The organism is Vibrio splendidus (assembly GCF_003345295.1).
Classification (GTDB): domain Bacteria; phylum Pseudomonadota; class Gammaproteobacteria; order Enterobacterales; family Vibrionaceae; genus Vibrio; species Vibrio splendidus_K.
This window is the reverse complement of sequence record NZ_CP031055.1, coordinates 935,018-956,537: the sequence shown is the minus strand read 5'-3', so window position 1 is coordinate 956,537 and position 21,520 is coordinate 935,018. Positions and strand designations below refer to the sequence as shown.

Here is a 21,520-nt window from a genome sequence, read left to right as displayed (position 1 = left end):
ATGTTTTAATGAGTGAGTTTTCACAGTTGTTACGTAACTTCAGAAAGGAACTTCAATTTACACAAACAGAGTTTGCAACCTACTTAAATCAGCTGGACGATGAGTTTAATGCGGTTGACGTCGTAACGATAAATCGTTGGGAAAACAGTAAGGTAAAACCTAGTACATACAAAGCACTCAAGATCTTACAGTACCTTGGCGGAGATTTGTTTGAGACAATAAAGAGCTTTAAGTCCGAACAAAAAGACACACTAATCGAACTGTTTTTAAACGAATCCTATGGCTCATTTCAAAGTAGAATTTCAGCTCTATCAGGCCTGAATCAACAACAAGGCGAACGCAACTTTAAGTCACTACCTTTAATGTCAGAGCCGTGTGACACTGGCGTTATCGACAGAATCAAACTACTTTCTAAATTCACAAAAGTCGATATTTCGCCACTGGACCAAATTGATTTATATCTCTATTACTGTGAGAAAAAAGCACATGGTCACAAGCTGATCAATACAGATGGCGACATTGTGAGTCACAACGTAGGCTTTTTCTTTGAAGAGCATCAATTCGATAATTTAAAGACTCAAGAGCTAGATCTAAGAATTGCTTGCTCTTTAAATTCAAGCAAAAGCATAAATTATTTTAATATAAGCTCACACTCAGAGACAAAATATCATGTTATTGAGCATATAGTTTCAGATATACAGTTACTTTCTCAGAATGAAAATATAAAAAGATACTCTGTTTTAGTAAAAGACCCCAACATGATGAAACTCTTGAAGGGCGTGGGGTTTGAAGTATTTAAATTTTCAGAACCTTCTGCTAAAAAATGTAATATCACATTCAAAAATAAACATTATAGCTACTGTATATTAACGATTGACAAAATAGACTATCTGACTAATCGGAATGTAATGTCACTAATCAAAGATGAATATTCTACCATGATGAAATTTCCGCAATTACTACGCGAAGCGCGCAAAAAATTGAAGTTAACGCAAAAGGATTTTGCGGCATACATTAATCACTTAGATGATGAGTTCAGTTCTGTAGATGTCGTAACGATAAATCGATGGGAAAATAGCAAAGTAAAGCCAAGTAATTACAAAGCCCTAAAGCTATTGGACTGCCTTGGTCTGGACTTGTATATAACGTTGAAATCCTTTGATTCAGAAGATAACGAAGACAGTGCACTACTTGAAGACTTCCTTCGTGAGAGGTTCTTTTCGTTTCAAAGCCGAATATCATCTATCACTAAAGGGGAGATAGAAGAAGGCTGCGACTGTCAGATCATGCCATTGATGACAGATCAGAATGACAAAGCAGTAATAGATAGAATAAAGCTGATTTCGCAATATACAAAGATGGATCCTTCAGCCCTTGATACTATCGATCTGTTTCTCTATTGCAGTGAAAAAAAGGCGCATGGCAGAAAAATGGTCGATGTTAATGGCGATATTGTTAGTCATAGCCTAGGTTTTTTCTTCAACGAAGAGGTATTCGAGCAATACCAAAATAAGCATCTACATATTAAGCAAGCCTGCTCTTTAGATTCTAATCATAACTTAAATTACATTGTGGTTAGCGGTCACTCTGAGAAGCGCGAACAATCTATTGCGAACCTAATTTCCGATATGAAGCTTCTTGCAAGAAATACTAAGATTAAAAAGTATTCCATGATCATAAAGAACCCAAGTGCATTGGAACTTATGAAGAACATCGGATTTGAAATATATAAGTTTTCAGAACCAACAGGACAAAAGTCGAACATCACCTTCAAAAACAAAAACTACCGCTATTGCGTACTTACTATCGACAAGATTGAATTACTGAGTAACAAGAATGTTATCGCATTCATTAATAAATATGGTTAAGCACCAGATTTTACTAACTATAGGAATCTTATACTAAATTCTTCTTAAGCTTCTCTTCCAACGCTTGGATACACAGCTTGATAGCGATTGGCGTATTTGAAGCGAATGGGTTTAGCGCATAAACCGTGTTGGTCGGTAGTTGGAATGCTGGCATCATGTCGACCACCTCGCCGGATAGCTGATGAAGGTAAAAGTCTGGAATAGCCCCGATACCAACGCCAGATTTGATCAAAGCAAGACAACTGTGAAAAGAGTTCGTGGTGCAGCTTGCTTGTTGTTGATAAACAAAGTCTTGCTCATTTTGAGAACTAAAATGATGAGTCACCTGTTTTCCCTGCCAAGAGTTTGCAATATAAGGAATAGATTCAAGCTCTCTATCTCGCATGCTTTCAACACCACACAACACGTCTTTAAACTCACCTAAGCGTTTCTGCTTAAGATTACTATCACGCGAGCTTCCCACACGTACCGCGAGATCAATATCGTGTTCCATGAAATCTAAGTGCTGATCATCGCTGATCAGTTCTGGCTTTAGCTTGGGGTATTGCTTCATCAGTTCCGCAACAACGGGCGCGACCAATAAATCCATCAACGCGTTCGGAGCCGTGATACGAATCCTACCTTGTGGCTCTTCTAATTCGGCTTTTGCCATATCCCACGCCGAGTCAGCAATCACGTTGATGTCTTTGCAACTCAAATAAAAGCGCTCACCCATGCTTGTCAGAGTTTGTCTTCGTGTTGTGCGTTTAAGGAGTGAGGCGCCTAGCTCTTGTTCTAGAATCTTGAGGTGCTGACTGACGACAGATTTAGACAGCTCAAGCTTTTCAGCCGCAGCTGATACTGAACCCTGCTCTACGATATGAGCGAAAATCGACATCTGCTTTAACTTACTCATCTTATTGTTCTCTTTTTACAAACAGTATTTTCTATTATCTCTGTTTTTCAAATCAATTTCCAAGACTAAACTCAATTCAACTTATCGAGATAGCAAATCAAAAAGACAGTGCTCGAAACAAGACTGTTATGGAGAAAGACAATGTTAGACAACCAGATTTTAGAAGCATGTAAGCAAGGCATTAACGCGTGGCAAAAAGCTTTCAACAGCCAAGATGCAAAAGGTTGTGCCGATCAATATACTGAAAGCTGTGTAATGGAAGCGCGTCCATTTGGTACTTTTGAAGGTCGTGAAGCGATTCAAGCGTTTTGGCAAAATATCATCGACCAAGGCTTCAAAGACGTTGATTACACCGATGTTAAATGGGAAGAGCACCCAGAAGGCGGCTACATTCTGACGGCCAGCTGGACAATGAACAAAGCGTTTGGTGTTGTACATCGTGAGCACTGGGCACTAGAAGCGGATGGTTGCGCTCGTTTAGTCAGCGATGATTTTGAAGTTCAAGGCGAACGCTAGAGCTGTAATTAAAAGCTCAAAGCTCAAAGCTCAAAGCTCAAAAATAGAAACAGAAACAGAAAACAAAAAGCCAGCAATCCAAATTGGACTGCTGGCCTTTTAATGTTTGACTCTGTCGCCTTTTCACTTGATTTGAAGGTGATTCAGTGACTCTACACAATCACTCAACACGCTCATCATTTCAAATCAAAATGTCTGGTAAGACAGAGCAAATACAAGTCAAAGTTACAGTGCTGCTTTCTTCGCTTCTGTAATCCAACCATCGAACGTGCTTTGGTTCGCTTTGATCCAACCGTTTACGTGCGCTTCGATATCTGCAGAGCTGTTCTTGCCTTTACTCATCATCATGTTCTGAGCACTTACATCATTGATGTTAAGTTTGATGATCTCGAAAAGCTTCGCTGCTGATGGGTTGTTCTTAGCAAACTCTTTGTTCGCAATAATGCGCATTGAGTTCATTTCGAAGCCGTAGTTTTTGCCGTTAGATAACGTCGTATCCACGTTCGAACGCTCGCCAGGAAGTGCTGAGAAAGGTACTTCTAACCAAACTACATCTTCGTTAGGCACCAATACGCCACTTACCCAGTAAGGTGTCCACGTGTAATAAAGGATTGATTCACCCTTTTGGTAACGAGAAATCGTATCTGCGATGATCGCCGCATAGTTACCTTGGTTGTGAGTCACCGTATCGTCCAGTTTGAACGCTGAAAGTTGATGTTCAATCACCATCTCACAACCCCAACCTGGGTTACAGCCTGTAAGGTCTGCTTTGCCATCACCGTCAGCATCAAACAGCTTCGCGATTTTTGGATCCGTCAGTTGACCAATGTTAGTGATGTTGTATTTCTCAGCCGTTTTCTTATCAATTAGGTAACCTTGAGCGGCACCGCTTACATATTGGCCTTCACGGTAGAATTTATCATCGCCGCCCGCCATTTTGTATTTATCAGCATGAAGCGGGAACCAACCTACGGTTAGGAACGTCGCGTCACCTTTTGCGATAGAGGTGTAACCTACGTTGTAATCCACTTCTTGCGTAGATTTCACGTCGTAGCCAAGCTCTTCAAGAGCGCGGTTAACAATCAACGTTTGGAATGTTTCTTCCGCTACAGACGATTGAACTGGCTGAACTGATACACCTTCACCCGGTAAGCTTGCTGCCCACACGTTCGTTGATACTGCTAATGTAGAAACGATGCTAACTGCAAGTTTGCTCTTCCATGAATTATTCATTGGTGTTTTTCCTTAATTGTAGTTCTGATTTGTTACCGCGATTTATCGCATTGAGCACAAGAGAAACAGGGCCCATGTGGTACCAGCGTAATTTTGTATTACCTGCATTTACCCCGAGAACTTGGGTAATGCGGTCAAGCAGGATTGCTAGAATAACGATGCCGAGACCACCAACAGCGGCCAGTCCCATATCTAGACGGCCGATACCTCTCAGTACCATTTGCCCTAAACCACCTACCGCGATCATTGATGCGATAACCACCATAGATAGCGACAACATCAGTGTTTGGTTCACGCCCGCCATAATGGTTGGTAATGCAAGTGGCAGTTGAATTCGGTAAAGCATCTGCTTTTTGCTTGCACCGAATGAATGACCCGCTTCGATCAAATCTTCCGGTACTTGCTGAATACCCAGAATGGTTAAACGTACCACCGGTGGCAGTGCGAATATAATGGTCACCACCACACCTGGAACGTTACCGATACCAAACAACATTACGATGGGTACTAAGTAAACGAAGGCTGGTGTTGTTTGCATAGCGTCCAGAATTGGGCGAACGAATTTAGCCGCCGTGTTACTTCGGGCGAGCCATATCCCCATAGGTAAACCGATCAACAGGCAGAAGAATACAGATGTCATCACCAGTGAAAGCGTGGTCATCGCTTCAGACCAAGCGCCAATCAAACCAATCATAGTAAGAGATACTGCCGTAGCAACACCCAGTTTCAGGTTTGAAAACTGCCATGCCACCAAGAACAAAATGATGAGCATAAATGGGGCTGGCGTAGACACCAATGCCGTTTCAAATGAACTTAGAATGAAATCGATAGGTACACGAATTGCTTGAAACAATGGTCGTCCGTGTTCAACTAGCCAATTCAATCCAGACTCAACCCAAGTATCAACAGGCAGAACGGCTTCTGCAAAAGGATTAAGAGGATCAAAAGGAATGGTTTCTACGGTTTCACTGCTTAGCCAATCTGCCGATGGTGAAGTGTCAGCGGCTTGACCCCAAGGATCACTTGATGGCTGAGCGGCAGGAGCAGGCTGTGACCATGGGTCATTATTTGTTTGTTCAGACGACATGATCTACCCCTTATCCAATGTTTGTAGCAAACGTGACTTAGTTACCACGCCAAAGTAATTACCTTGCTCATCCACAACAGGAACTGAGTAAGGCACACCACCAACAAGGCCAAGCACGTCATTGATTGGTAAATCAGGGTTCAGCGTTAATCCATCATCGATCTGCGCGCTCACTAATGATTTGTTCTCTTTGTGAGCTTTGCGAAGAGAGTCAATAGAAACAATGCCGGAGTAAAGGCTGCTCTTCTCAACAACGATGCCGTATTCACGGTCGTTATCCATTAGGATTTGCAGAGCGGAAGCTGGGCCGTCGTGTTCTGACTTTTTAAATACCGCAGCCGGTTTCTTACGCGCAATGTCTTTCACAGTAAGTACGCTTGCGACATTTACACCACGGAAAAAGGCTTCGACATAGTCGTTCGCTGGGTTGTTAAGAATTTCGTCTGGTGTGCCCACTTGAACCACTTCACCGTTTTGCATAATGGCAATACGGTCACCGATTCTCATCGCTTCATCCAAATCATGGGAGATGAATACAATCGTTCGTTTATCGTCATTTTGAAGACGAATCAGTTCATCTTGCATTTCAGTACGAATCAAAGGATCGAGTGCCGAGAACGCCTCGTCCATTAACAGGATATCTGGGTCACATGCCAAGGCTCGCGCTAGACCAACACGTTGTTTCATACCGCCAGACAATTCATCTGGGTACGATTCTGAGTATGCGCCAAGGCCTACGCGCTCTAACGCTTCAAATGCTGACTGTTTTCGTTTATCTACTTCAACACCTGCCAGCTCAAGGCCAAATGCAGCATTTTCGATAACTGTCATATGCGGCATCAGTGCGAAATTTTGGAAAACCATGGAGATGTTGTTGCGGCGGACTTCGCGTAGTTCATCTTCTGAGATGTGGGCAATGTCTTTGCCTCGAAGAAGCACATTACCTTTGGTAGGTTCGATTAAGCGGTTAAGAAGGCGTACTAGGGTTGATTTGCCAGATCCTGACAATCCCATAATCACGAAAATCTCGCCTTCTTGAATACTAAGAGAAACATCGTTAACACCGATCGTTAACCCTGTTTCTTCAAAAATTTTGTCTTTATCCGCGCCTTCATTAATCATCGAAAAAGCACGGTCGGTATCTTCACCAAACACCTTGTACAGTCCCTTAACTTCCAGTATGGGATCCATATAATCTAATCCTTTCTTAGCTATTTTAACTTAAAAATGGTTATTTAAGCTCGAAAAACGATTAGCACTCTAAGCAATGTAGAGCTGTAAATCAAGGGGTTGCGTTCGGTAACCCTTATCAAAAACAATCATTTCGCCAACCAAAATCAAGTTTTAACATTCAGGCAAAAACCACCAAAACACTGATAATAAAGGATATTAAAACGATATAAATGCGTTCGAGATTATCTATTACTTACTGATAGATTATTGAATATTTATTTCACATTAAAACAATTAATGGGTGAAACAGACTAGGATTCAACACAAATACTTCGTGCACAAATAATTCGAATACAAACTATTTATTGTAGTTTTAACGATATCTAAAAACTGGAAATTTGCGCTTTACGGAGAGCAAAACCTCCCCCCTTCTTCTTTATCGATGTAACAAGAAGATCGGTATAGCTTCGGCAAGAACGCAGAGGTATTTACAACCGCTCATTTAAACCAATAGAGGGCCAGAAAGTCACTATATGAAAATAGAAATAGCCGATGGAATAAACCAAGTTTGGCACTGGTCAAATTGATAGAATTATCTTCAGTATCCAAAACATAACGCCAAGTGTGATGCTTACTGCAAACTAATGAGTGTCGATTATCTAAGCCGAAAGACAACTTGTAGAGTCCTCATTGCTGAGCCATTATTTATAGAAGAAATCGACATACTTTCCGCGATTATTAAAGAAAAGGACAAGGCGCTCGAATGATAAAAATGCTGGTGTGTGACTTTGACGGTACGCTTGATGGGGGTTCATCTCATGGGGTTAATCAGTTATTTGACTACTTAGCGGAGCAACCTGATATCCGCTTTATCATCGCGACGGGTAGAACTCTGCCCTCAATCCGGGTGGGTTTGGCATCAGATAACTACCCGAAACCACACAGTATTATCAGCGATGTGGGCACCAGAATTCATCACGTTCACTCCCAAAAGCCTGATCATATTTGGCACAACCAATTAGAAGCTTCTTGGAACAAATCAAAGGTAGAGTCAGCACTGGCGCCACTCGATTTCATGGGCGAACGCTTAGAGAGCCATCAGGGTGATTACAAGATCACTTTTGAAGGAAAGCTCTCAGAGCCTCAGCATGAACTGATCGAATCGAGCTTAGAATTACACGGGATAGATGTACACCTCACTTACTCTCACGATTGGTACCTAGATATCACGCCTAAAGGTGTCAATAAGGCCACAGCGATTCATCATCTACTTAAACAACATGAGTTGAGCGTTGAAGAAGTGTGCGTTGCCGGTGACTCTGCCAACGACACCTCTATGCTGACGATAAAGGGCGTAAACTCAATATTAGTGGCTAACCATTATCCTGAGGTCGCTCATTTGTCTGATCGAGACAACGTGTACACTAGCAGAGCAACACACGCTGAAGGTGTTTTAGAAGGACTCAAATACTGGCAATCGCAAACGGTAGCGGGCAGTTAAAACGGGCGTAGTTGAGATACTCTTCGTTACTTCACGTCCTTACTTCCAACCTGGAAGCCAATGCTCCTTGTCGGTTAGATCTCGCCAATTAATGGCTTCCTCTCGTTTGGTCATCACTGCTTCTATCAAGCAACGAATCACCTCCCCTTCTTCGAACTCGACCTCAGTGACCATAAAGTGCTTTTCTTTCTTGACTGGGCTAACCGCAGTCCATTTACTGCGGAGCAGTTTCTTTGGGTTAATTCGATTCATGATTCTTTCCTGCACAGTTTATTGATGTTTTATCTATAAGCTTCAAAGAGTTAAAAAGATCATTTAAAGTTGAAAAAGCCCACGACTAAAATCCAGATAAGCATAACTAAAGTCAATAAAACAAGTCGTAGACTCGGTACAATAGCTGCCACCAGTTCAGAGACGAATCCCCATGAACCAAACAGAATTCCAGCAAAAAATAGCGCGTTTCACCGCCATCGAACAAGCGCTTGATTACTTTGAAATTGGCTTTGATAGCAAGTTTATCGACCAAAATAGAATAGAGCTTGTGAAGCGCTTTAATGGTTATCTGATCCTGTCCAAACCCGATGATTGGTTTTCTGGAAGAAGAGCACTGAAAAACGCGTACTGTAAGGTTCAACGCAGTAAGCTGGATCGTTACACACGTTCTGCTTGTCGTGGTTGTACGACTTGCCAACGCCGCTAGTTCAAAATCAGAAAGCTTAAACGTAGATAACAAAAAATTGAGAATTGAAATAACATCTCATTACGATTTAGTTAGTGGTTTGCTCGAAAAAAAGTGTGCTAGTCTTACGGCAACTCAACTACGAGATAAAAACTACAATGAAAATTTTCAGCAATTTCGAAAGCGGCAACATTCACGTCGTTTCAGCAGATTCACCACAAAATATTCAACTGACTATCCCAGCAGACAACCAGACTGAAATCTCTCAGTGGTTTCACTTCCGTTTAGAAAGCGAAGCTCAACAAGCTCACCACTTTGAAATCGGCCAATTGGCAACATCTGCTTACCCTGATGGTTGGAAAGATTATGATGTTGTAGCATCTTATGACCGTGAAGAGTGGTTCCGTATTCCATCTCAGTTCGATGGCGATACATTAAGCTTTGATATCATCCCTGAACACGATTCAATGTACTTCGCGTACTTCGCACCGTACTCATACGATCGTCACCAAGATCTTCTGCACAGTGCTCAAACGCACCCGGCTTGTAAGCTTGAAACTCTAGGTCACACGCTAGACAACAACGACATCACCTTGCTAACCATTGGTGAGCCAAGTGAAGATAAGAAAAACATCTGGGTTATTGGTCGCCAACACCCAGGCGAGACTATGGCTGAATGGCTAATCGAAGGTCTGCTGCAACGCCTGCTTGATGAGACAGACACAGTCGGTCGCTCTCTTCTAGACAGCGTTGTGTTCCGCGTTGTACCGAACATGAACCCAGATGGCAGCATCCGTGGTCACCTGCGCACTAATGCGATTGGTGTAAACCTTAACCGCGAATGGCAATCACCTTCTCTAGAGCGCAGTCCTGAAGTTTTCCTTGTGCGCGAGCGCATGCTAGAAACTGGCGTTGATCTGTGCCTAGACATTCACGGTGATGAAGCGATCCCGTATAACTTTGTTGCAGGTAGCGAAGGCACACCTTCATACAACGAGCGCATTGCAAAACTGGAGAACCACTTCAAGCAAGCGCTTCTGACTATCACACCAGAATTCCAAGATGAATTTGGTTACGATAAAGACGAACCGGGCAAAGCAAATATGACCGTCGGCACAAACTGGATCGGTGAGCAGTTCAAATGTCTGGCTTACACTGTCGAGATGCCGTTTAAAGATCACATCAGCCACGCTGACGAACTTTACGGCTGGTCTCCAGAGCGCAGTGTTGCATTTGGTCACGACATGCTAGCAGCGGTTTGGGCAACAGTAGACGAGCTATAAAACGAACCATGGACAGGCTAAGCGCCTTAGTTTGTCCGTATAGTTAGTTTGCTTGCATATATAGCAAAGCCCAGCACTTGTGAAAGTGCTGGGCTTTTTAATATCGGATCTGAATGACTTGGGCTTTAAGGCATCTAACTTTAAAAGCTTTTTATGCCACTCTGAGGCTAGCAAAAAATACTGGGTATCTTTGTCTAATGTGTCTTTGTTCTGACACCATATCTTTGAAGCTTGGTCCTTCTAACAACTGAACGATCACTTCGTCGCCTTCTTGTCGCAGCACTGCACCACTAATATCAATGGTGTTGTTATCGTGCAGTCTTAAACTGCCCGCCATTGAGAAGCCTCGATAAACAGGAATGATGTTACGCATCATCAAGCGCACACCCTTTTCAGACACTTCGCTGACATGAAAAAGCTCATCCTTAATTCGCATCACTGGACGTGCCTTTTTTGGGTACTTCAAGCGGTAATATTTGCGTTTCTGGGTGAATGACTCTTCACTCATCTGTGACTCCCTGTCTCTGTTTATTCGGTCAAGCAATAGCCTTTAGCTTCAATTGGATTTCGAACGAACACATTCACTGAATTGATATCTGACCATTATATCGACTTTACGAGCTAATGCTTTAGAGATTTATGCACAGAAACAAGGATTGTTGAGTATTCAGTAAAAAGTGAGATATGAGTCGTAGATGCTAGGGGGTCGATTATTAACTATGAACCCTAAAGCTGAAACAGCGCCAACTGAATACTGAAGCCAACAAACAACAACCCGCACACAATGTTCATCCATTGAGACGTGCGCTTTTTCGTCAATAATTTCTTAAACGTATCAGCCATCAAAATGACAACCAAAAACCATGTAGCAACCACTGTCGCCTGTATCGCGCCCAGCATTAAACTGTCGGACACAATGTGATCCTTAGAAACAAACTGAGGGAATATCGAAAGGTAGAATAGAACGATTTTAGGGTTAAGTAGGTTAGTGAAGAGTCCTTTGAAAAACTGGTTATAAAGCTTACTGCCCGATGCGCTCACTATAGCAAGCACACCCTCTTGAGCTCGCAGTGCCGCTCGAAAGTGATTATAACCAAGCCAGACTAAGTACAAGACACCCGCCCACTTCAATCCCTCAAAGGCCATTGGAGTCTGAGATAACAGTAAGCTCATGCCATTCGCAGAAACAAACGCATGAAACAAGAACCCGCATGACACACCCAACACGTTAACAAACGCAAACAGCTTTCTTTGGGTTAAAGCCGTGCTCAATACCAACAGAGCATTTGGGCCTGGAATAATGGCAATAAAAAACACGATGACAATAAACAGCCAGATACTTTCCCAACTCATTTCGCTTTCATTTCCTTATCGCTTCCTAATCATTCTCGATCGTTTTAGGGCGGGTATTGTACGTCCATTCAACACCATTACAATATACCAAACGCTTAATTAGCTTATGCTCAGTTCGCTTGTCTTAGTTCGCTTATATGGGTAACGCATAAAATTAACGTGTATAATTCACCTGTTTATCCTGTAACGCTGCAAAACTCATTCTCTAACATTTATAGCCCTGTTAGACTCCACCTCCCTTTTGATACTTGGTTCATTTATGTCATTTGATAACCTCACCCTTAACGCAAAAACCGTCACAGCGATCCCTTCTCAATTCGACAAACCGACTGAGATACAACAAGCGGTAATTCCATCAATTATTGCGGGTAAAGACGTACTTGCGTTGGCTCAAACGGGTAGCGGAAAAACATTGGCGTTCGGCTTACCCTTGCTGAACAACATCATCCATGATGTGAATGGACTTCAAGCGCTTATCATCGTCCCGACACGTGAACTCGCATCTCAAGTGACTGAATCTTTAGAGCCGGTGGCGACAGCGCTCGATATCAAATTTGTAACCTTAACCGGTGGCGTGAATACTGATGATCAGCAGCAACAATTACTAACCCAACCACAATTAGCAATCGCTACTCCGGGGCGTCTACTTGCTTTAATCAAAAGTGGTGAACTGGATGTCGCTCAGTGTTCATCATTGGTTCTTGATGAAGCCGATCGCCTAATCGACATGGGCTTTTGGCCAGATATTCAAGCAATTACCGCAGCACTACCAAGCAAACGTCAGTCACTGTTGTTCTCTGCGACACTTCCGCCCGAATTAGTGGGGCAAGCTGAAGAGCTTCTTTCAAATCCAGTTAAAGTCACGACACACCAAGAAAACAGCGTGGTCGCGACTATTGAAGAAACTCTGTATTTAGTGAACAAAGGCAGTAAGGCTCAAGCGCTCATCGCACTACTCAACCAACACACATGGCCGCAAGTATTGGTGTTCATTGGTGCGAAAGACAATGCCGACGCATTAACCAAGCGATTGAATAAATCTAAAATCAATGTGAGTGCGTTACACGGAAATAAGAGCCAAGAAGAACGAGAGCAAGCATTAGAGAGTTTCAAAAATGGCGAGACCCGTGTGCTTATCGCGACTGATGTGATGGCTCGCGGCATCCATATTGATCAGCTGCCTGTCGTGATTAACTTTGATTTACCGACACACTCCGCAACTTACGTACACCGAGTTGGTCGCACAGCAAGAGCAGGGAGCACTGGTTGCGCTATCTCTCTGGTTAGCCATAGCGAAACTGACTACCTGAATGCGATTCGTACTCTGACCAATAAGCCTCTTGTGCTACAAGCATTAGAAGGTTTCCCTGTTACAGACAAACCTGCATCTGAAGCGACAGCTCGCAAACGTCCACCTAAAGACAAAATGGCTAACCGAAGAACCGCAAAGAAGAAAAGTGCTAAGCAATTTAAGAGCAAGCCAAGTTCTTCGAAATAACCAGTTATTCAAAATAACCAGCTCTTCAAAATAACCATAGAAAATCGATTGGCCCAGTTTGTACTGGGCTTTTTATATGCAATCAGATGTAAAATCACAACCTATCGACTCAGACAAAATGCCAATTTAAATGACACTTTTGTGAATTATGATGCCAAGGTATTGATTCTTGGTTGCTCAAAAAAAATACTTTCTGATCACGTTGACGCCCCTATATCTGGCAACTAGATTTTTCTATTAGTGTCTAAAAACCGGGAGGTCATTGAAATGAAACGTGCAAGCTCTACATATCGATTACAACTGATTAAGGAAGTGGCTACTCGCCGAGATCGTCAGAGTTCCAATGACCCAATGGCAAACTACATACAAAACCTAATCGACAACAAAGACGACTGTGATACCTCGGTGGAACGCAACCAGAGGTTCAGTGGTAGTCATTTTGATGAGCATATTGGTGGTTGGGTTAGCGACCACTGGGGTAGCAAGTAGTCCGATATCTCCAGTCACTCGTGTCATAAATAAAGCAGCGTAACCGTTGTAGAATTTATCTCCGCATTAACCTATCATCTGCAACAAATCCCTATCATTGAGTAAGCAGAAAGTGTCTGAGTTAAAAAGAGAAAAAGAAGTGATGGTTGCCTTCCAAGTGATCCCTCGCGTTAAAGAAGGCAACAACTTCGAAGTAGTTGATAAAGCCATTGAAGTTGTGAAAGCAGCCGATGTGCCTTTTCAAGTTGGTGCGATGGAAACCACAATGAAAGGTGAACTCAATCAATTACTCGATATCGTTAAAAAGGCAGAGCAAGCTTGTTACGATGCAGGGGCTGTAGAAGTGATAACTAACATTAAGATTCATAGTAAAACCACCGAGGCCGATGATACATTTTGTACATACCATCGTGGTGTAACGAAAGCGAATCACATGTTTGTTTAATAATATGTTTATTTCAGAAAGCTGTTTATTTAAGAAAACAGGGTTTTAAGAAAGACTCTGAAGAACCAGTGATGTTATTGAAAAGGCATGTCTGAAAGGTGAGAAAGGATTTCCATTCGTTCTTCTTCTGACATCGAATGCCAATCACGCGGGCTCTCTTCAGGGTCATTTTTCGCCCCAATGTTTTTTCGATCCAGCGCTTTAACCGGTTCTTTTTTGAGTTTTACGTTCTTTTTATTCATACCGACATCACTCCTTCTGGTACAAAGGTACCTACCTTAATATTACACCCCAACCATTATGTAAAGTAATAGTTACTTCGGAGTTAAATAAAATCTTGATACTTCCTCTTTAACCGAAAAGATCTCTTTGGGGACTTGTATTTCCCTCTTCGTCGACCGACTTACCAACCAAGTTTTTTTGCTTCATTATCTTCCTTCGATAGCGCTGACGACAAAGCTTAATCACGTGCAATTGTTCTGACGGAGTCATCGACATCCAATTAAAGCGCTCTTCTCTTTTGCGCATACAACCATTGCAATAGCCTTTATCATCGCTTGAGCAAACCCCAACGCAAGGGCTTGGAACCTGGAAAAACTCTAACTGCTCCACCATGCCTCCTTACACATCAAAATCGAGCTTACTAATTAAAAAATAAGCGATTAATTTGTCGCCCAGTTCGTGAAATTCATACTAAACTATGACCTTATACTGACACATATAGTGTTTTGTAAACTATACTTTGAACCCATCAAGTTACACTTATTCGGTAACTTCGTTCTTTCCTTTGGAGCCTTATAATATGAAGTTTAGTTCAAAAAAATTACTAGCAGTAGCCGCTTTACCTATGATGCTAGCAGCATGCACAACAACAGGTGACAACGCGATGCAAGTAACACCAACCGATCTACAGCACCATAATTGGGAACTTGCGCAAATTGATGGCAAGGACATTGCGAAAAGCGAAGACCAAGCAGCTCCTCGTCTAGAGATCGGCGAAAAGATGACTGCAAACGGCATGGCTGGTTGTAACAACTTCTTCGGTCAAGGCGAGCTGAAAGACGGTCAATTCCGTATCAAGCAAATGGGCATGACAATGAAAATGTGTCACGGTTCAGCAATGGAAATCGAACAATCGGTTTCAGCTACTCTAAGCGAGTGGAGCGACGTAACCCTAACAAACGATACGCTAGTACTGAAAAACGATGTACACACGCTAACGTACACAATTCGTGATTGGGTAAACTAATCCGTTCTCGAAATAGATATTGATTAAAGGAGCCTTCATGGCTCCTTTTTTATTGCCTGCTTACCCTCACAACACCTTCAAAATTAACACTCATCGCCTACTTTTCGTACCAACCTCCAATAAACCTCAAATATCTCTCATTTAGATGCAATAAATTCACTGGTTTATCGGTCTATTGCTAGGATGGTAAGAGCCTAGAGTCTGTCGAGCTTTCGAGACGATCGCATATCGAACAAAGTTTAACCAAAAAGACCAGCACGCCCTCCCTGCTTGTTCTCAAGTAATTGATTGAATTTACTGTTGAATTAGAAATTATTTTAGAAACAGATAGAATAACTGTTAGGGAGTTCTAAATAACAATGCTCTTACCCGTTCACTACCAAATGGAAAAGTTTATGAACAAGATAGTAAGTACGTTAGGAATCATGGCAACCGTTGCATACAGCGCAACCATTTATGCTGATGAAGCAACATCAACCAATAACTGGAACCAAATCGAACAGCAGGCAGAGGGACAAACTGTCTACTTTCACGCTTGGGGCGGTAGCCAAGAAATCAATCGTTACCTACAGTGGGCGGGCAAGAAATTACAAAGTGAGTACGGTGTTACCTTAAAACATGTGAAAGTAACCGATATTGCAGAAACTACCACTCGCTTACTCGCAGAAAAGGCGGCAGGAAAGAACACTGAAGGCAGTGTCGATATCGTCTGGATTAACGGCGAGAATTTCCGTTCAATGAAAGAAAATGCCTTGTTGTTTGGACCATTCACTCAAACACTTCCAAACTGGCAGTACGTGGATAAGTCTTTGCCGATCGATGTCGATTTCTCGGAGCCAACAGAAGGCTTGGAGGCACCTTGGGGCGTTGGGCAACTTGTCTTCATCCACGACCAAGAAACACTGCACAATCCGCCACAATCGTTTTCAGAGATGTTGAGCTACGCTCAGGCTTTCCCGAATCGCTTAAGCTACCCGCGCCCACCAGAGTTTCACGGTACGAGCTTCATTAAGTCTCTACTGATTGAGCTAACAAACAACAGTCCTGCGCTTGCTAAACCCGTTTCAGAAGATACCTTCCAAGAAGTGACGGAACCACTGTGGGCTTACTTAGATAAATTCCATAAAGTGGCATGGAGAGGCGGAAAGCAATTTCCTGCAGGTACATCTGAAAGCATTCAACTTCTGGATGACGGACAGCTCGACCTCGCGATTACGTTCAATCCAAACTCTGTATATTCAGCACAATCAAGTGGCCGCCTAGCGGAAACCACCAAGGCTTATGCGTTAGAAAGCGGCGCTCTGTCTAACATTCACTTCCTTGCGATTCCTTGGAATGCCAATGCAACCGCGGGTGCTCAAGTGACCATCAACTTCTTGTTGAGCCCAGAAGCACAATCTCGCAAAGGTGACCTCAATGTTTGGGGTGACCCTTCTGTATTGAGCAGTAAGTACTTAACCGGCAGTGCTAAAAATACTCAGCAATTTAAATCGATTGATGAACCGCATCCTAGTTGGCAAAACGCGCTCGAAAAAGAGTGGCTTAAGCGATACGGTAACTAACCTCCATGCTTCGCGCTCTATATTTTGTTGTTATAGCTGTGTGCATTATCCCAACCATTCCTGGGGTAGCGGGAGTCGTGGCTTCGTCACTGAGTTTCATCCCGCCCCTAGGTTTAGAGGAGCCAACACTCAACGGGTTTAGCCAAGTCTTTCAATGGGAAGGGGCTTGGCACTCTATTGGCTTAAGCCTAGGTTCGGCAATTGCAAGCAGCTATATAGCCTGCTTCTTGACCTTTTGTATTCTTCAAGCCTCTTGGGGAAACAAGTTTTGGAGAAAGATTGAGCTAACGCTATCTCCAATGCTTGCCATTCCGCATGTGGCTTTCGCTATCGGCTTTGCTTTTTTGTTTAGCCCAACAGGCCTTGGAGCAAGAGCCGTACACCACTTACTTGGTGAATCGGCTACAAGCTCTGAATTGGCTTTGCTGATCAAAGATCCTTACGCGTTTGGCCTAATCATTATGCTCGCACTCAAAGAAGTTCCTTTCTTGTTGCTGATGAGCATATCGATACTTCAACAAATCGATGTAGAACGTATCACTAAGGTGAGTGCATCACTCGGTTACAGCCGCGCTCAGATCTGGTGGAAGTGTATTTTCCCGCAATGGTTTACTAAGCTTCGCTTCCCAATGCTGGCTGTGCTCGCCTATAGCGTCTCGGTTGTCGATATTGCTCTGATCATTGGCCCAACCAACCCGCCGACTTTTGCCGTTTTAGTGTGGCAATGGTTCAACGATCCAGATCTTAACCTACTTCCTCGAGCTGCTGCTGGTGCGATCGTTTTGTTTGGCTTGGCTTCGTTGATCATCGCCTTGGCGCGATTAGTTGAATGGGCAATTCTTAAATATTTTCGAACGTGGCAGTATTCAGGAAGAACAGGGGCTAACTTACCGGGGAAAACCGTATTCACAGCTCTTGCAGCTATGTCACTGATGATCATTCCTTTGATGATTATCTGGAGTTTTGCTCAGCGCTGGCGCTTCCCTGATTTACTGCCTAGCCGCTACAGCATGCGCTTCTGGGAATTCGAGTGGGATGGCATCATGAGCACCGTTGGTCAAAGCTTATGGATTGGTCTGATTGCTGCTTCAATCGCTTTGTTGCTTGCGCTGATTGCTCACGAATACAGAATCAAATACAAGTGGCAAGTCCCAGGCTTTATTATCGCAGTCCCAATGCTGATACCTCAACTCTCGGTGTTGTTTGGTATGCAGGTCACAACCCTCTACGTTGGCAGCAGTACCTATGAGTTCTGGGTGATTTGGGCGCATGTTTTCTTTGCTTTCCCGTTTGTGTATCTGTCTTTGGACGGCCCGTGGAAAAGCTTCAATGATGGGTTGATTAAAGCCTCGCTTAGCCTAGGTAAATCGCCCTTTCAGAGTTGGTATTCGATCAAACTGCCCATTTTGCTTCCTGCCATCGCCTTCGCTTGGGCGGTTGGGATCAGTGTGAGTTTGGCTCAGTACTTGCCGACATTGATGCTCGGTGCTGGTCGTATTAGCACCATCACCACAGAAGCCGTCGCCCTAACCAGTGGCTTCGACCGCAGAGTAACCGCAATTTATGCCATTTGGCAGGCCTTGTTGCCTCTGTTCTTTTTCTCTTTAGCGATATTAGTCAGCCGACTTCAACTTAGATATCGCCGTCTTACTTTTAAAGGTTTTCTTACTAATGAGTCTGCACCTCAACGACCTCGCCATCAATAAAAACGGTGGCGAATCGCTGTTTTCAGCGCTAAACGTAACATTAGAATCAGGCCAAATATTGGCACTGATGGGCCCAAGCGGCTGCGGAAAATCGACGTTGTTAGATGCCATCGCGGGTCACCTGAATGACGAGTTCTCATACTCTGGCACCGTTATTTTGAACGATATTCAGCTAGACGAGATCCCATCACATCAGCGTGAAGTCGGCATTCTGTTTCAAGATGACTTGTTGTTTCCACACCTAAAAGTATGGGAGAACTTGGCCTTTTCGTTACCAAACTCGGTTAAGGGGTCAGATCGCCAACAACAAGCAATGGAAGCGTTAAAAGACATTGAACTGACCCGCTTGGCTGAGTCATTTCCCGACCAAATATCTGGCGGCCAGCGAGCGAGAATTAGCTTAACTCGTATGCTATTGGCGAAACCGAAATTGGCGTTGCTTGATGAGCCGTTTAGTAAGCTCGACCAAGAACTCAGAGCCCAGTTTCGCGACTGGGTATTTGAGCAACTCACTAAAGCGAATATTCCGACATTAATGGTGACGCACGACCAAACCGATGTGCCTCAAGGGGCAAAAGTTCTGTCTTGGCCATGGAGAAGTAACCATGCTGGATAAGTACTCTATTAAGGTCATTAAGTGGCCATTAAATCAGTCGGCTAAGTTACTGAACCAATTTGATATCACGGCCAATCAAACCACGTTATTCGGATTTGTGGTGGGATGTTTAGCGTTTCCAGCATTGGCATTTCAACAATACGAATGGGCGTTGGGGTTTATTGTATTTAACAGGGTTTGTGACGGGCTTGATGGAGCCTTAGCTCGAATCCAAGGCATTAGTGATGCGGGCGGTTTCCTAGACATCAGCCTCGATTTTCTTTTCTACTCGTTAATCCCTTTTGGCTTTGTTATCGCCAACCCAGAACACAACGCCATTGCCGGTGCATTTTTGATTTTCTCTTTTATCGGCACAGGCAGCAGCTTTCTAGCGTTTGCGGTTATGGCTGGTAAGCGAGGCATTGAAAACCCAGTCTATAAACATAAGTCTCTCTATTACATGTCTGGACTAACCGAAGGCACAGAAACCATCGCTTGTTTCATTGCTTTCTGTATTTGGCCTCAACACTTTGCGGTTATCGCTTATACCTTTGGTGCAGCTTGTTGGCTGACTACGTTTATGCGTATTTATTTTGGGTTTCAGACACTCAAGAATCAAAACAACTAGTGTGAATTTCTGCATTCCTCATAAACAAAAACGCCGCTCATATGAGCGGCGTTTTTTAGCTGATTCTGAAATTCAATTAAGCATCGGCAGAGGCTTTAATTTGAAATCTCAATACCTTTAGACTTGAATCAAGATCGACATCGACAAACTCAGGTGGGTTGTCTAAACGTTCGATAAACTCAACACTAGGCGCTTCTTCTGCCATCGTCTCAATTAGGAAGTTTGGCGATACTGCTGGTGAGTTAACACAAGCAATCACTTCTCCGCCTTCTGTTAGAAGATCAGGCAAGCGACGCAAGATCTTTTTGTAATCTTTAGTTAAAGCAAAGCTGCCTTTTTGGAACGAAGGCGGGTCGATGATAACCAACTCGTAAGGGCCACCCTTTTTGATTTTTCCCCACGACTTAAAGATATCGTAGCCAAGGAAGTTAACCGAGCGCATGTCGTGCTCATTCAAACGGTGGTTATCACGGCCTTTGTTTAGCGATCCGCGTGACATATCTACGTTCATACATTGGCGAGCGCCACCAGCTATAGCCGCTACTGAGAAACCACAAGTGTATGCGAACAGGTTAAGGACATTCTTATCCTTAGCATTGTCTTGTACCCACTGGCGACCATTACGCATATCTAGGAACAAGCCAAAATTCTGATTACGGCCAATGTCTAGTTGGTACTTAAGACCGTGCTCAACCACGACGGGTGAGTCATTAAGTTCGCCCCATAAAACTTCTGAAGGCGCACCATCGGCATAACGATGTTGCAGAACAATACTGGTGCCCTGCTTTGCTTGCCAGATGTCTTTATTAGTCAGATCAACCAATCCAGCTTTAAGAGATGATAAGAATTCGTCATCCACTTCTTTGAATACGTTAACCAATAACTGCCCATCAACCCAATCACATGTTAGTTGATCTAAGCCTGGCCAAAACTTACCACGACCGTGAAAAATACGGCGTAGTTCATTCGGCACTTCATTAAGTTGCTGTTCAATATGACTAAAAAACAGAGGTAAAGCTGATGCTTCCATTATTTCACTCACTTAGTGTTTAGCTTTGGCCAAGTTAATGACCAAGGCTCAAGCCAGTTGTCTAAACCATTAGACACGATCTCTTGATGCCACTTCTCGCCCAAGGAGTTTAGGCTTCTTGGATCGCAGACATATTCGTAGGCTTGTGATTGATAGGTAAATCGAATCGCGAAGGCATGCAGATAACCTCTGTCCGCCTCACTCGATGGATTATAAATAGGGTCACCAACAATGGCTGAGCCGATCGACTTCATCGCGACACGGATCTGGTGAGTTCGTCCCGTATAGGGTTTACATAAAAACAGACGCTCACCGGGTTCAGCCGTTGCAGATAAAAACTGGGTAATCGCTGGGTTTTCTTTGCTTGTCAGTAACTTCCAGCTCGAGCGTCGTGAACGCTCCATATCTCCTGAAATCAGCCCCTGCTTTTTCTTAGGCTTCTTCGAACCAATCGCAAGGTAGTACTTCTCGACTTCACGCTTTGCGAACAGCTGTGAAAGCTCACTTGCTGCCGAAGCATTTTTTGCCAGCAGTAGAATACCTGAGGTCATTTTATCGAGGCGGTGAACGAGATATAACTTCGGCTCCTTGATTGCCTTAGCAACTTCTTGCAACAATATGGCATCGCCATCGTCTTTATGGACGCTGACGCCAGGATGTTTGTTTATGAGTAAAAAATCAGAGTGGTTCAGAAGAATGTCGAACATTTAAAGGCTAGCTCCATTGTAGA

At 43.4% G+C, this 21,520-nt stretch carries 24 protein-coding genes; 13 read left to right on the top strand and 11 right to left on the bottom strand.

Annotated elements, in window-relative coordinates:
• Positions 1 to 8: 8 nt before the first annotated feature.
• Positions 9 to 1,868 carry a helix-turn-helix domain-containing protein gene (locus DUN60_RS04300; protein WP_114633258.1) on the top strand — a complete coding sequence of 620 codons (1,860 nt, stop codon included), beginning with the start codon at positions 9 to 11 and terminating at the stop codon, positions 1,866 to 1,868.
• A 28-nt stretch (positions 1,869 to 1,896) separates the two neighbouring features.
• Here DUN60_RS04300 and DUN60_RS04295 read toward each other — a convergent pair whose 3' ends face one another.
• On the bottom strand, positions 1,897 to 2,763 hold the full coding sequence (locus tag DUN60_RS04295) for a LysR family transcriptional regulator (RefSeq protein ID WP_114633257.1): 867 nt from the start codon (positions 2,761 to 2,763) through the stop codon (positions 1,897 to 1,899).
• 141 nt (positions 2,764 to 2,904) lie between these two features.
• Between DUN60_RS04295 and DUN60_RS04290 the strand changes: the two genes are divergently transcribed.
• On the top strand, positions 2,905 to 3,279 hold the full coding sequence (locus DUN60_RS04290; RefSeq protein ID WP_029222090.1) for a YybH family protein: 375 nt from the start codon (positions 2,905 to 2,907) through the stop codon (positions 3,277 to 3,279).
• 225 nt (positions 3,280 to 3,504) lie between these two features.
• On the opposite strand, the gene proX is transcribed toward DUN60_RS04290, so the two are convergent.
• From proX to proV, 3 genes are read right to left on the bottom strand one after another with little or no spacing between them, the layout of a single operon-like run.
• Positions 3,505 to 4,512, bottom strand: a complete 1,008-nt coding sequence (proX, locus tag DUN60_RS04285; RefSeq protein ID WP_004734648.1) for a glycine betaine/L-proline ABC transporter substrate-binding protein ProX — start codon at positions 4,510 to 4,512, stop codon at positions 3,505 to 3,507.
• Positions 4,505 to 5,599 carry a glycine betaine/L-proline ABC transporter permease ProW gene (proW, locus tag DUN60_RS04280; protein ID WP_114633256.1) on the bottom strand — a complete coding sequence of 365 codons (1,095 nt, stop codon included), beginning with the start codon at positions 5,597 to 5,599 and terminating at the stop codon, positions 4,505 to 4,507. The genes proX and proW overlap by 8 nt, the downstream gene beginning before the upstream one ends.
• A gap of 3 nt (positions 5,600 to 5,602) precedes the next feature.
• Complete coding sequence (gene proV, locus DUN60_RS04275) at positions 5,603 to 6,790, bottom strand: glycine betaine/L-proline ABC transporter ATP-binding protein ProV (protein WP_114633255.1); 1,188 nt, start codon at positions 6,788 to 6,790, stop codon at positions 5,603 to 5,605.
• 745 nt (positions 6,791 to 7,535) lie between these two features.
• On the opposite strand from proV, the gene DUN60_RS04270 reads away from it, so the two are divergent.
• A complete protein-coding gene (locus DUN60_RS04270) occupies positions 7,536 to 8,273 on the top strand; it encodes an HAD-IIB family hydrolase (protein WP_114633254.1) in 738 nt (245 codons plus the stop codon).
• Between the two features lie 39 nt (positions 8,274 to 8,312).
• On the opposite strand, the gene DUN60_RS04265 is transcribed toward DUN60_RS04270, so the two are convergent.
• A complete protein-coding gene (locus DUN60_RS04265) occupies positions 8,313 to 8,525 on the bottom strand; it encodes a TIGR02450 family Trp-rich protein (protein ID WP_017093192.1) in 213 nt (70 codons plus the stop codon).
• Positions 8,526 to 8,697: 172 nt separating this feature from the next.
• Here DUN60_RS04265 and DUN60_RS04260 point away from each other — a divergent pair, with 172 nt between their 5' ends.
• Both DUN60_RS04260 and DUN60_RS04255 read left to right on the top strand, forming a co-directional pair.
• Positions 8,698 to 8,973 carry a nitrogenase-stabilizing/protective protein NifW gene (locus tag DUN60_RS04260; RefSeq protein WP_114633253.1) on the top strand — a complete coding sequence of 92 codons (276 nt, stop codon included), beginning with the start codon at positions 8,698 to 8,700 and terminating at the stop codon, positions 8,971 to 8,973.
• 137 nt (positions 8,974 to 9,110) lie between these two features.
• Positions 9,111 to 10,235: a M14 family metallopeptidase gene (locus DUN60_RS04255; protein ID WP_114633252.1), complete on the top strand. Its 1,125-nt coding sequence runs from the start codon at positions 9,111 to 9,113 to the stop codon at positions 10,233 to 10,235.
• A gap of 151 nt (positions 10,236 to 10,386) precedes the next feature.
• On the opposite strand, the gene DUN60_RS04250 is transcribed toward DUN60_RS04255, so the two are convergent.
• Positions 10,387 to 10,743, bottom strand: coding sequence for a hypothetical protein (locus DUN60_RS04250; RefSeq protein WP_054546628.1), 357 nt, complete (start codon positions 10,741 to 10,743; stop codon positions 10,387 to 10,389).
• Positions 10,744 to 10,961: 218 nt separating this feature from the next.
• Positions 10,962 to 11,588 carry a LysE family translocator gene (locus DUN60_RS04245; protein WP_114633251.1) on the bottom strand — a complete coding sequence of 209 codons (627 nt, stop codon included), beginning with the start codon at positions 11,586 to 11,588 and terminating at the stop codon, positions 10,962 to 10,964.
• Between the two features lie 259 nt (positions 11,589 to 11,847).
• Between DUN60_RS04245 and DUN60_RS04240 the strand changes: the two genes are divergently transcribed.
• The 3 genes from DUN60_RS04240 to DUN60_RS04230 all read left to right on the top strand — a co-directional run bounded on the left by DUN60_RS04240 (position 11,848) and on the right by DUN60_RS04230 (position 14,020).
• A complete protein-coding gene (locus DUN60_RS04240; protein WP_054546630.1) occupies positions 11,848 to 13,086 on the top strand; it encodes a DEAD/DEAH box helicase in 1,239 nt (412 codons plus the stop codon).
• 267 nt (positions 13,087 to 13,353) lie between these two features.
• Positions 13,354 to 13,575, top strand: a complete 222-nt coding sequence (locus DUN60_RS04235) for a hypothetical protein (protein ID WP_004734659.1) — start codon at positions 13,354 to 13,356, stop codon at positions 13,573 to 13,575.
• 142 nt (positions 13,576 to 13,717) lie between these two features.
• Complete coding sequence (locus DUN60_RS04230; protein ID WP_017065764.1) at positions 13,718 to 14,020, top strand: thiamine-binding protein; 303 nt, start codon at positions 13,718 to 13,720, stop codon at positions 14,018 to 14,020.
• A 74-nt stretch (positions 14,021 to 14,094) separates the two neighbouring features.
• Here DUN60_RS04230 and DUN60_RS24525 read toward each other — a convergent pair whose 3' ends face one another.
• Positions 14,095 to 14,262 (bottom strand): hypothetical protein, encoded by a 168-nt coding sequence (locus tag DUN60_RS24525; protein WP_017079018.1) that lies wholly within the window; start codon positions 14,260 to 14,262, stop codon positions 14,095 to 14,097.
• A 109-nt stretch (positions 14,263 to 14,371) separates the two neighbouring features.
• Positions 14,372 to 14,635 (bottom strand): DUF1289 domain-containing protein, encoded by a 264-nt coding sequence (locus DUN60_RS04225; protein ID WP_017079017.1) that lies wholly within the window; start codon positions 14,633 to 14,635, stop codon positions 14,372 to 14,374.
• A 187-nt stretch (positions 14,636 to 14,822) separates the two neighbouring features.
• Here DUN60_RS04225 and DUN60_RS04220 point away from each other — a divergent pair, with 187 nt between their 5' ends.
• From DUN60_RS04220 to DUN60_RS04200, 5 genes are all read left to right on the top strand, one after another.
• On the top strand, positions 14,823 to 15,269 hold the full coding sequence (locus DUN60_RS04220; protein WP_029224504.1) for an META domain-containing protein: 447 nt from the start codon (positions 14,823 to 14,825) through the stop codon (positions 15,267 to 15,269).
• Positions 15,270 to 15,664: 395 nt separating this feature from the next.
• Positions 15,665 to 16,831 (top strand): ABC transporter substrate-binding protein, encoded by a 1,167-nt coding sequence (locus DUN60_RS04215; protein ID WP_065205520.1) that lies wholly within the window; start codon positions 15,665 to 15,667, stop codon positions 16,829 to 16,831.
• Positions 16,832 to 16,836: 5 nt separating this feature from the next.
• A complete protein-coding gene (locus tag DUN60_RS04210) occupies positions 16,837 to 18,537 on the top strand; it encodes an ABC transporter permease (protein WP_114633250.1) in 1,701 nt (566 codons plus the stop codon).
• Positions 18,503 to 19,153 (top strand): ATP-binding cassette domain-containing protein, encoded by a 651-nt coding sequence (locus DUN60_RS04205; protein ID WP_114633249.1) that lies wholly within the window; start codon positions 18,503 to 18,505, stop codon positions 19,151 to 19,153. The genes DUN60_RS04210 and DUN60_RS04205 overlap by 35 nt, the downstream gene beginning before the upstream one ends.
• Entirely contained in the window at positions 19,143 to 19,760 is a 618-nt protein-coding gene (locus DUN60_RS04200; protein ID WP_114633248.1) for a CDP-alcohol phosphatidyltransferase family protein, read from the top strand. Before DUN60_RS04205 ends, DUN60_RS04200 begins: the two co-directional genes overlap by 11 nt.
• Positions 19,761 to 19,836: 76 nt before the next feature.
• Here the strand turns inward: DUN60_RS04200 and DUN60_RS04195 are convergent, their stop codons facing one another.
• Entirely contained in the window at positions 19,837 to 20,790 is a 954-nt protein-coding gene (locus DUN60_RS04195; RefSeq protein ID WP_114633247.1) for a class I SAM-dependent methyltransferase, read from the bottom strand.
• Between the two features lie 8 nt (positions 20,791 to 20,798).
• Complete coding sequence (locus DUN60_RS04190; RefSeq protein ID WP_114633246.1) at positions 20,799 to 21,497, bottom strand: TIGR01621 family pseudouridine synthase; 699 nt, start codon at positions 21,495 to 21,497, stop codon at positions 20,799 to 20,801.
• Between the last annotated feature and the right edge of the window lie 23 nt (positions 21,498 to 21,520).

Excerpts from the sequence above, each read along its gene's own strand:
- DUN60_RS24525 (WP_017079018.1), bottom strand. The coding sequence starts at position 14,262 with ATGAATAAAAAGAACGTAAAACTCAAAAAAGAACCGGTTAAAGCGCTG.
- proW (WP_114633256.1), bottom strand. The coding sequence starts at position 5,599 with ATGTCGTCTGAACAAACAAATAATGACCCATGGTCACAGCCTGCTCCT.
- DUN60_RS04190 (WP_114633246.1), bottom strand. The coding sequence starts at position 21,497 with ATGTTCGACATTCTTCTGAACCACTCTGATTTTTTACTCATAAACAAA.
- DUN60_RS04225 (WP_017079017.1), bottom strand. The coding sequence starts at position 14,635 with ATGGTGGAGCAGTTAGAGTTTTTCCAGGTTCCAAGCCCTTGCGTTGGG.
- DUN60_RS04210 (WP_114633250.1), top strand. The coding sequence starts at position 16,837 with ATGCTTCGCGCTCTATATTTTGTTGTTATAGCTGTGTGCATTATCCCA.
- DUN60_RS04215 (WP_065205520.1), top strand. The coding sequence starts at position 15,665 with ATGAACAAGATAGTAAGTACGTTAGGAATCATGGCAACCGTTGCATAC.
- DUN60_RS04260 (WP_114633253.1), top strand. The coding sequence starts at position 8,698 with ATGAACCAAACAGAATTCCAGCAAAAAATAGCGCGTTTCACCGCCATC.
- DUN60_RS04205 (WP_114633249.1), top strand. The coding sequence starts at position 18,503 with ATGAGTCTGCACCTCAACGACCTCGCCATCAATAAAAACGGTGGCGAA.
- DUN60_RS04240 (WP_054546630.1), top strand. The coding sequence starts at position 11,848 with ATGTCATTTGATAACCTCACCCTTAACGCAAAAACCGTCACAGCGATC.
- DUN60_RS04270 (WP_114633254.1), top strand. The coding sequence starts at position 7,536 with ATGATAAAAATGCTGGTGTGTGACTTTGACGGTACGCTTGATGGGGGT.
- proX (WP_004734648.1), bottom strand. The coding sequence starts at position 4,512 with ATGAATAATTCATGGAAGAGCAAACTTGCAGTTAGCATCGTTTCTACA.
- DUN60_RS04255 (WP_114633252.1), top strand. The coding sequence starts at position 9,111 with ATGAAAATTTTCAGCAATTTCGAAAGCGGCAACATTCACGTCGTTTCA.
- DUN60_RS04295 (WP_114633257.1), bottom strand. The coding sequence starts at position 2,763 with ATGAGTAAGTTAAAGCAGATGTCGATTTTCGCTCATATCGTAGAGCAG.
- DUN60_RS04250 (WP_054546628.1), bottom strand. The coding sequence starts at position 10,743 with ATGAGTGAAGAGTCATTCACCCAGAAACGCAAATATTACCGCTTGAAG.
- DUN60_RS04230 (WP_017065764.1), top strand. The coding sequence starts at position 13,718 with ATGGTTGCCTTCCAAGTGATCCCTCGCGTTAAAGAAGGCAACAACTTC.
- DUN60_RS04290 (WP_029222090.1), top strand. The coding sequence starts at position 2,905 with ATGTTAGACAACCAGATTTTAGAAGCATGTAAGCAAGGCATTAACGCG.
- proV (WP_114633255.1), bottom strand. The coding sequence starts at position 6,790 with ATGGATCCCATACTGGAAGTTAAGGGACTGTACAAGGTGTTTGGTGAA.
- DUN60_RS04220 (WP_029224504.1), top strand. The coding sequence starts at position 14,823 with ATGAAGTTTAGTTCAAAAAAATTACTAGCAGTAGCCGCTTTACCTATG.
- DUN60_RS04195 (WP_114633247.1), bottom strand. The coding sequence starts at position 20,790 with ATGGAAGCATCAGCTTTACCTCTGTTTTTTAGTCATATTGAACAGCAA.
- DUN60_RS04300 (WP_114633258.1), top strand. The coding sequence starts at position 9 with ATGAGTGAGTTTTCACAGTTGTTACGTAACTTCAGAAAGGAACTTCAA.
- DUN60_RS04245 (WP_114633251.1), bottom strand. The coding sequence starts at position 11,588 with ATGAGTTGGGAAAGTATCTGGCTGTTTATTGTCATCGTGTTTTTTATT.
- DUN60_RS04235 (WP_004734659.1), top strand. The coding sequence starts at position 13,354 with ATGAAACGTGCAAGCTCTACATATCGATTACAACTGATTAAGGAAGTG.
- DUN60_RS04265 (WP_017093192.1), bottom strand. The coding sequence starts at position 8,525 with ATGAATCGAATTAACCCAAAGAAACTGCTCCGCAGTAAATGGACTGCG.
- DUN60_RS04200 (WP_114633248.1), top strand. The coding sequence starts at position 19,143 with ATGCTGGATAAGTACTCTATTAAGGTCATTAAGTGGCCATTAAATCAG.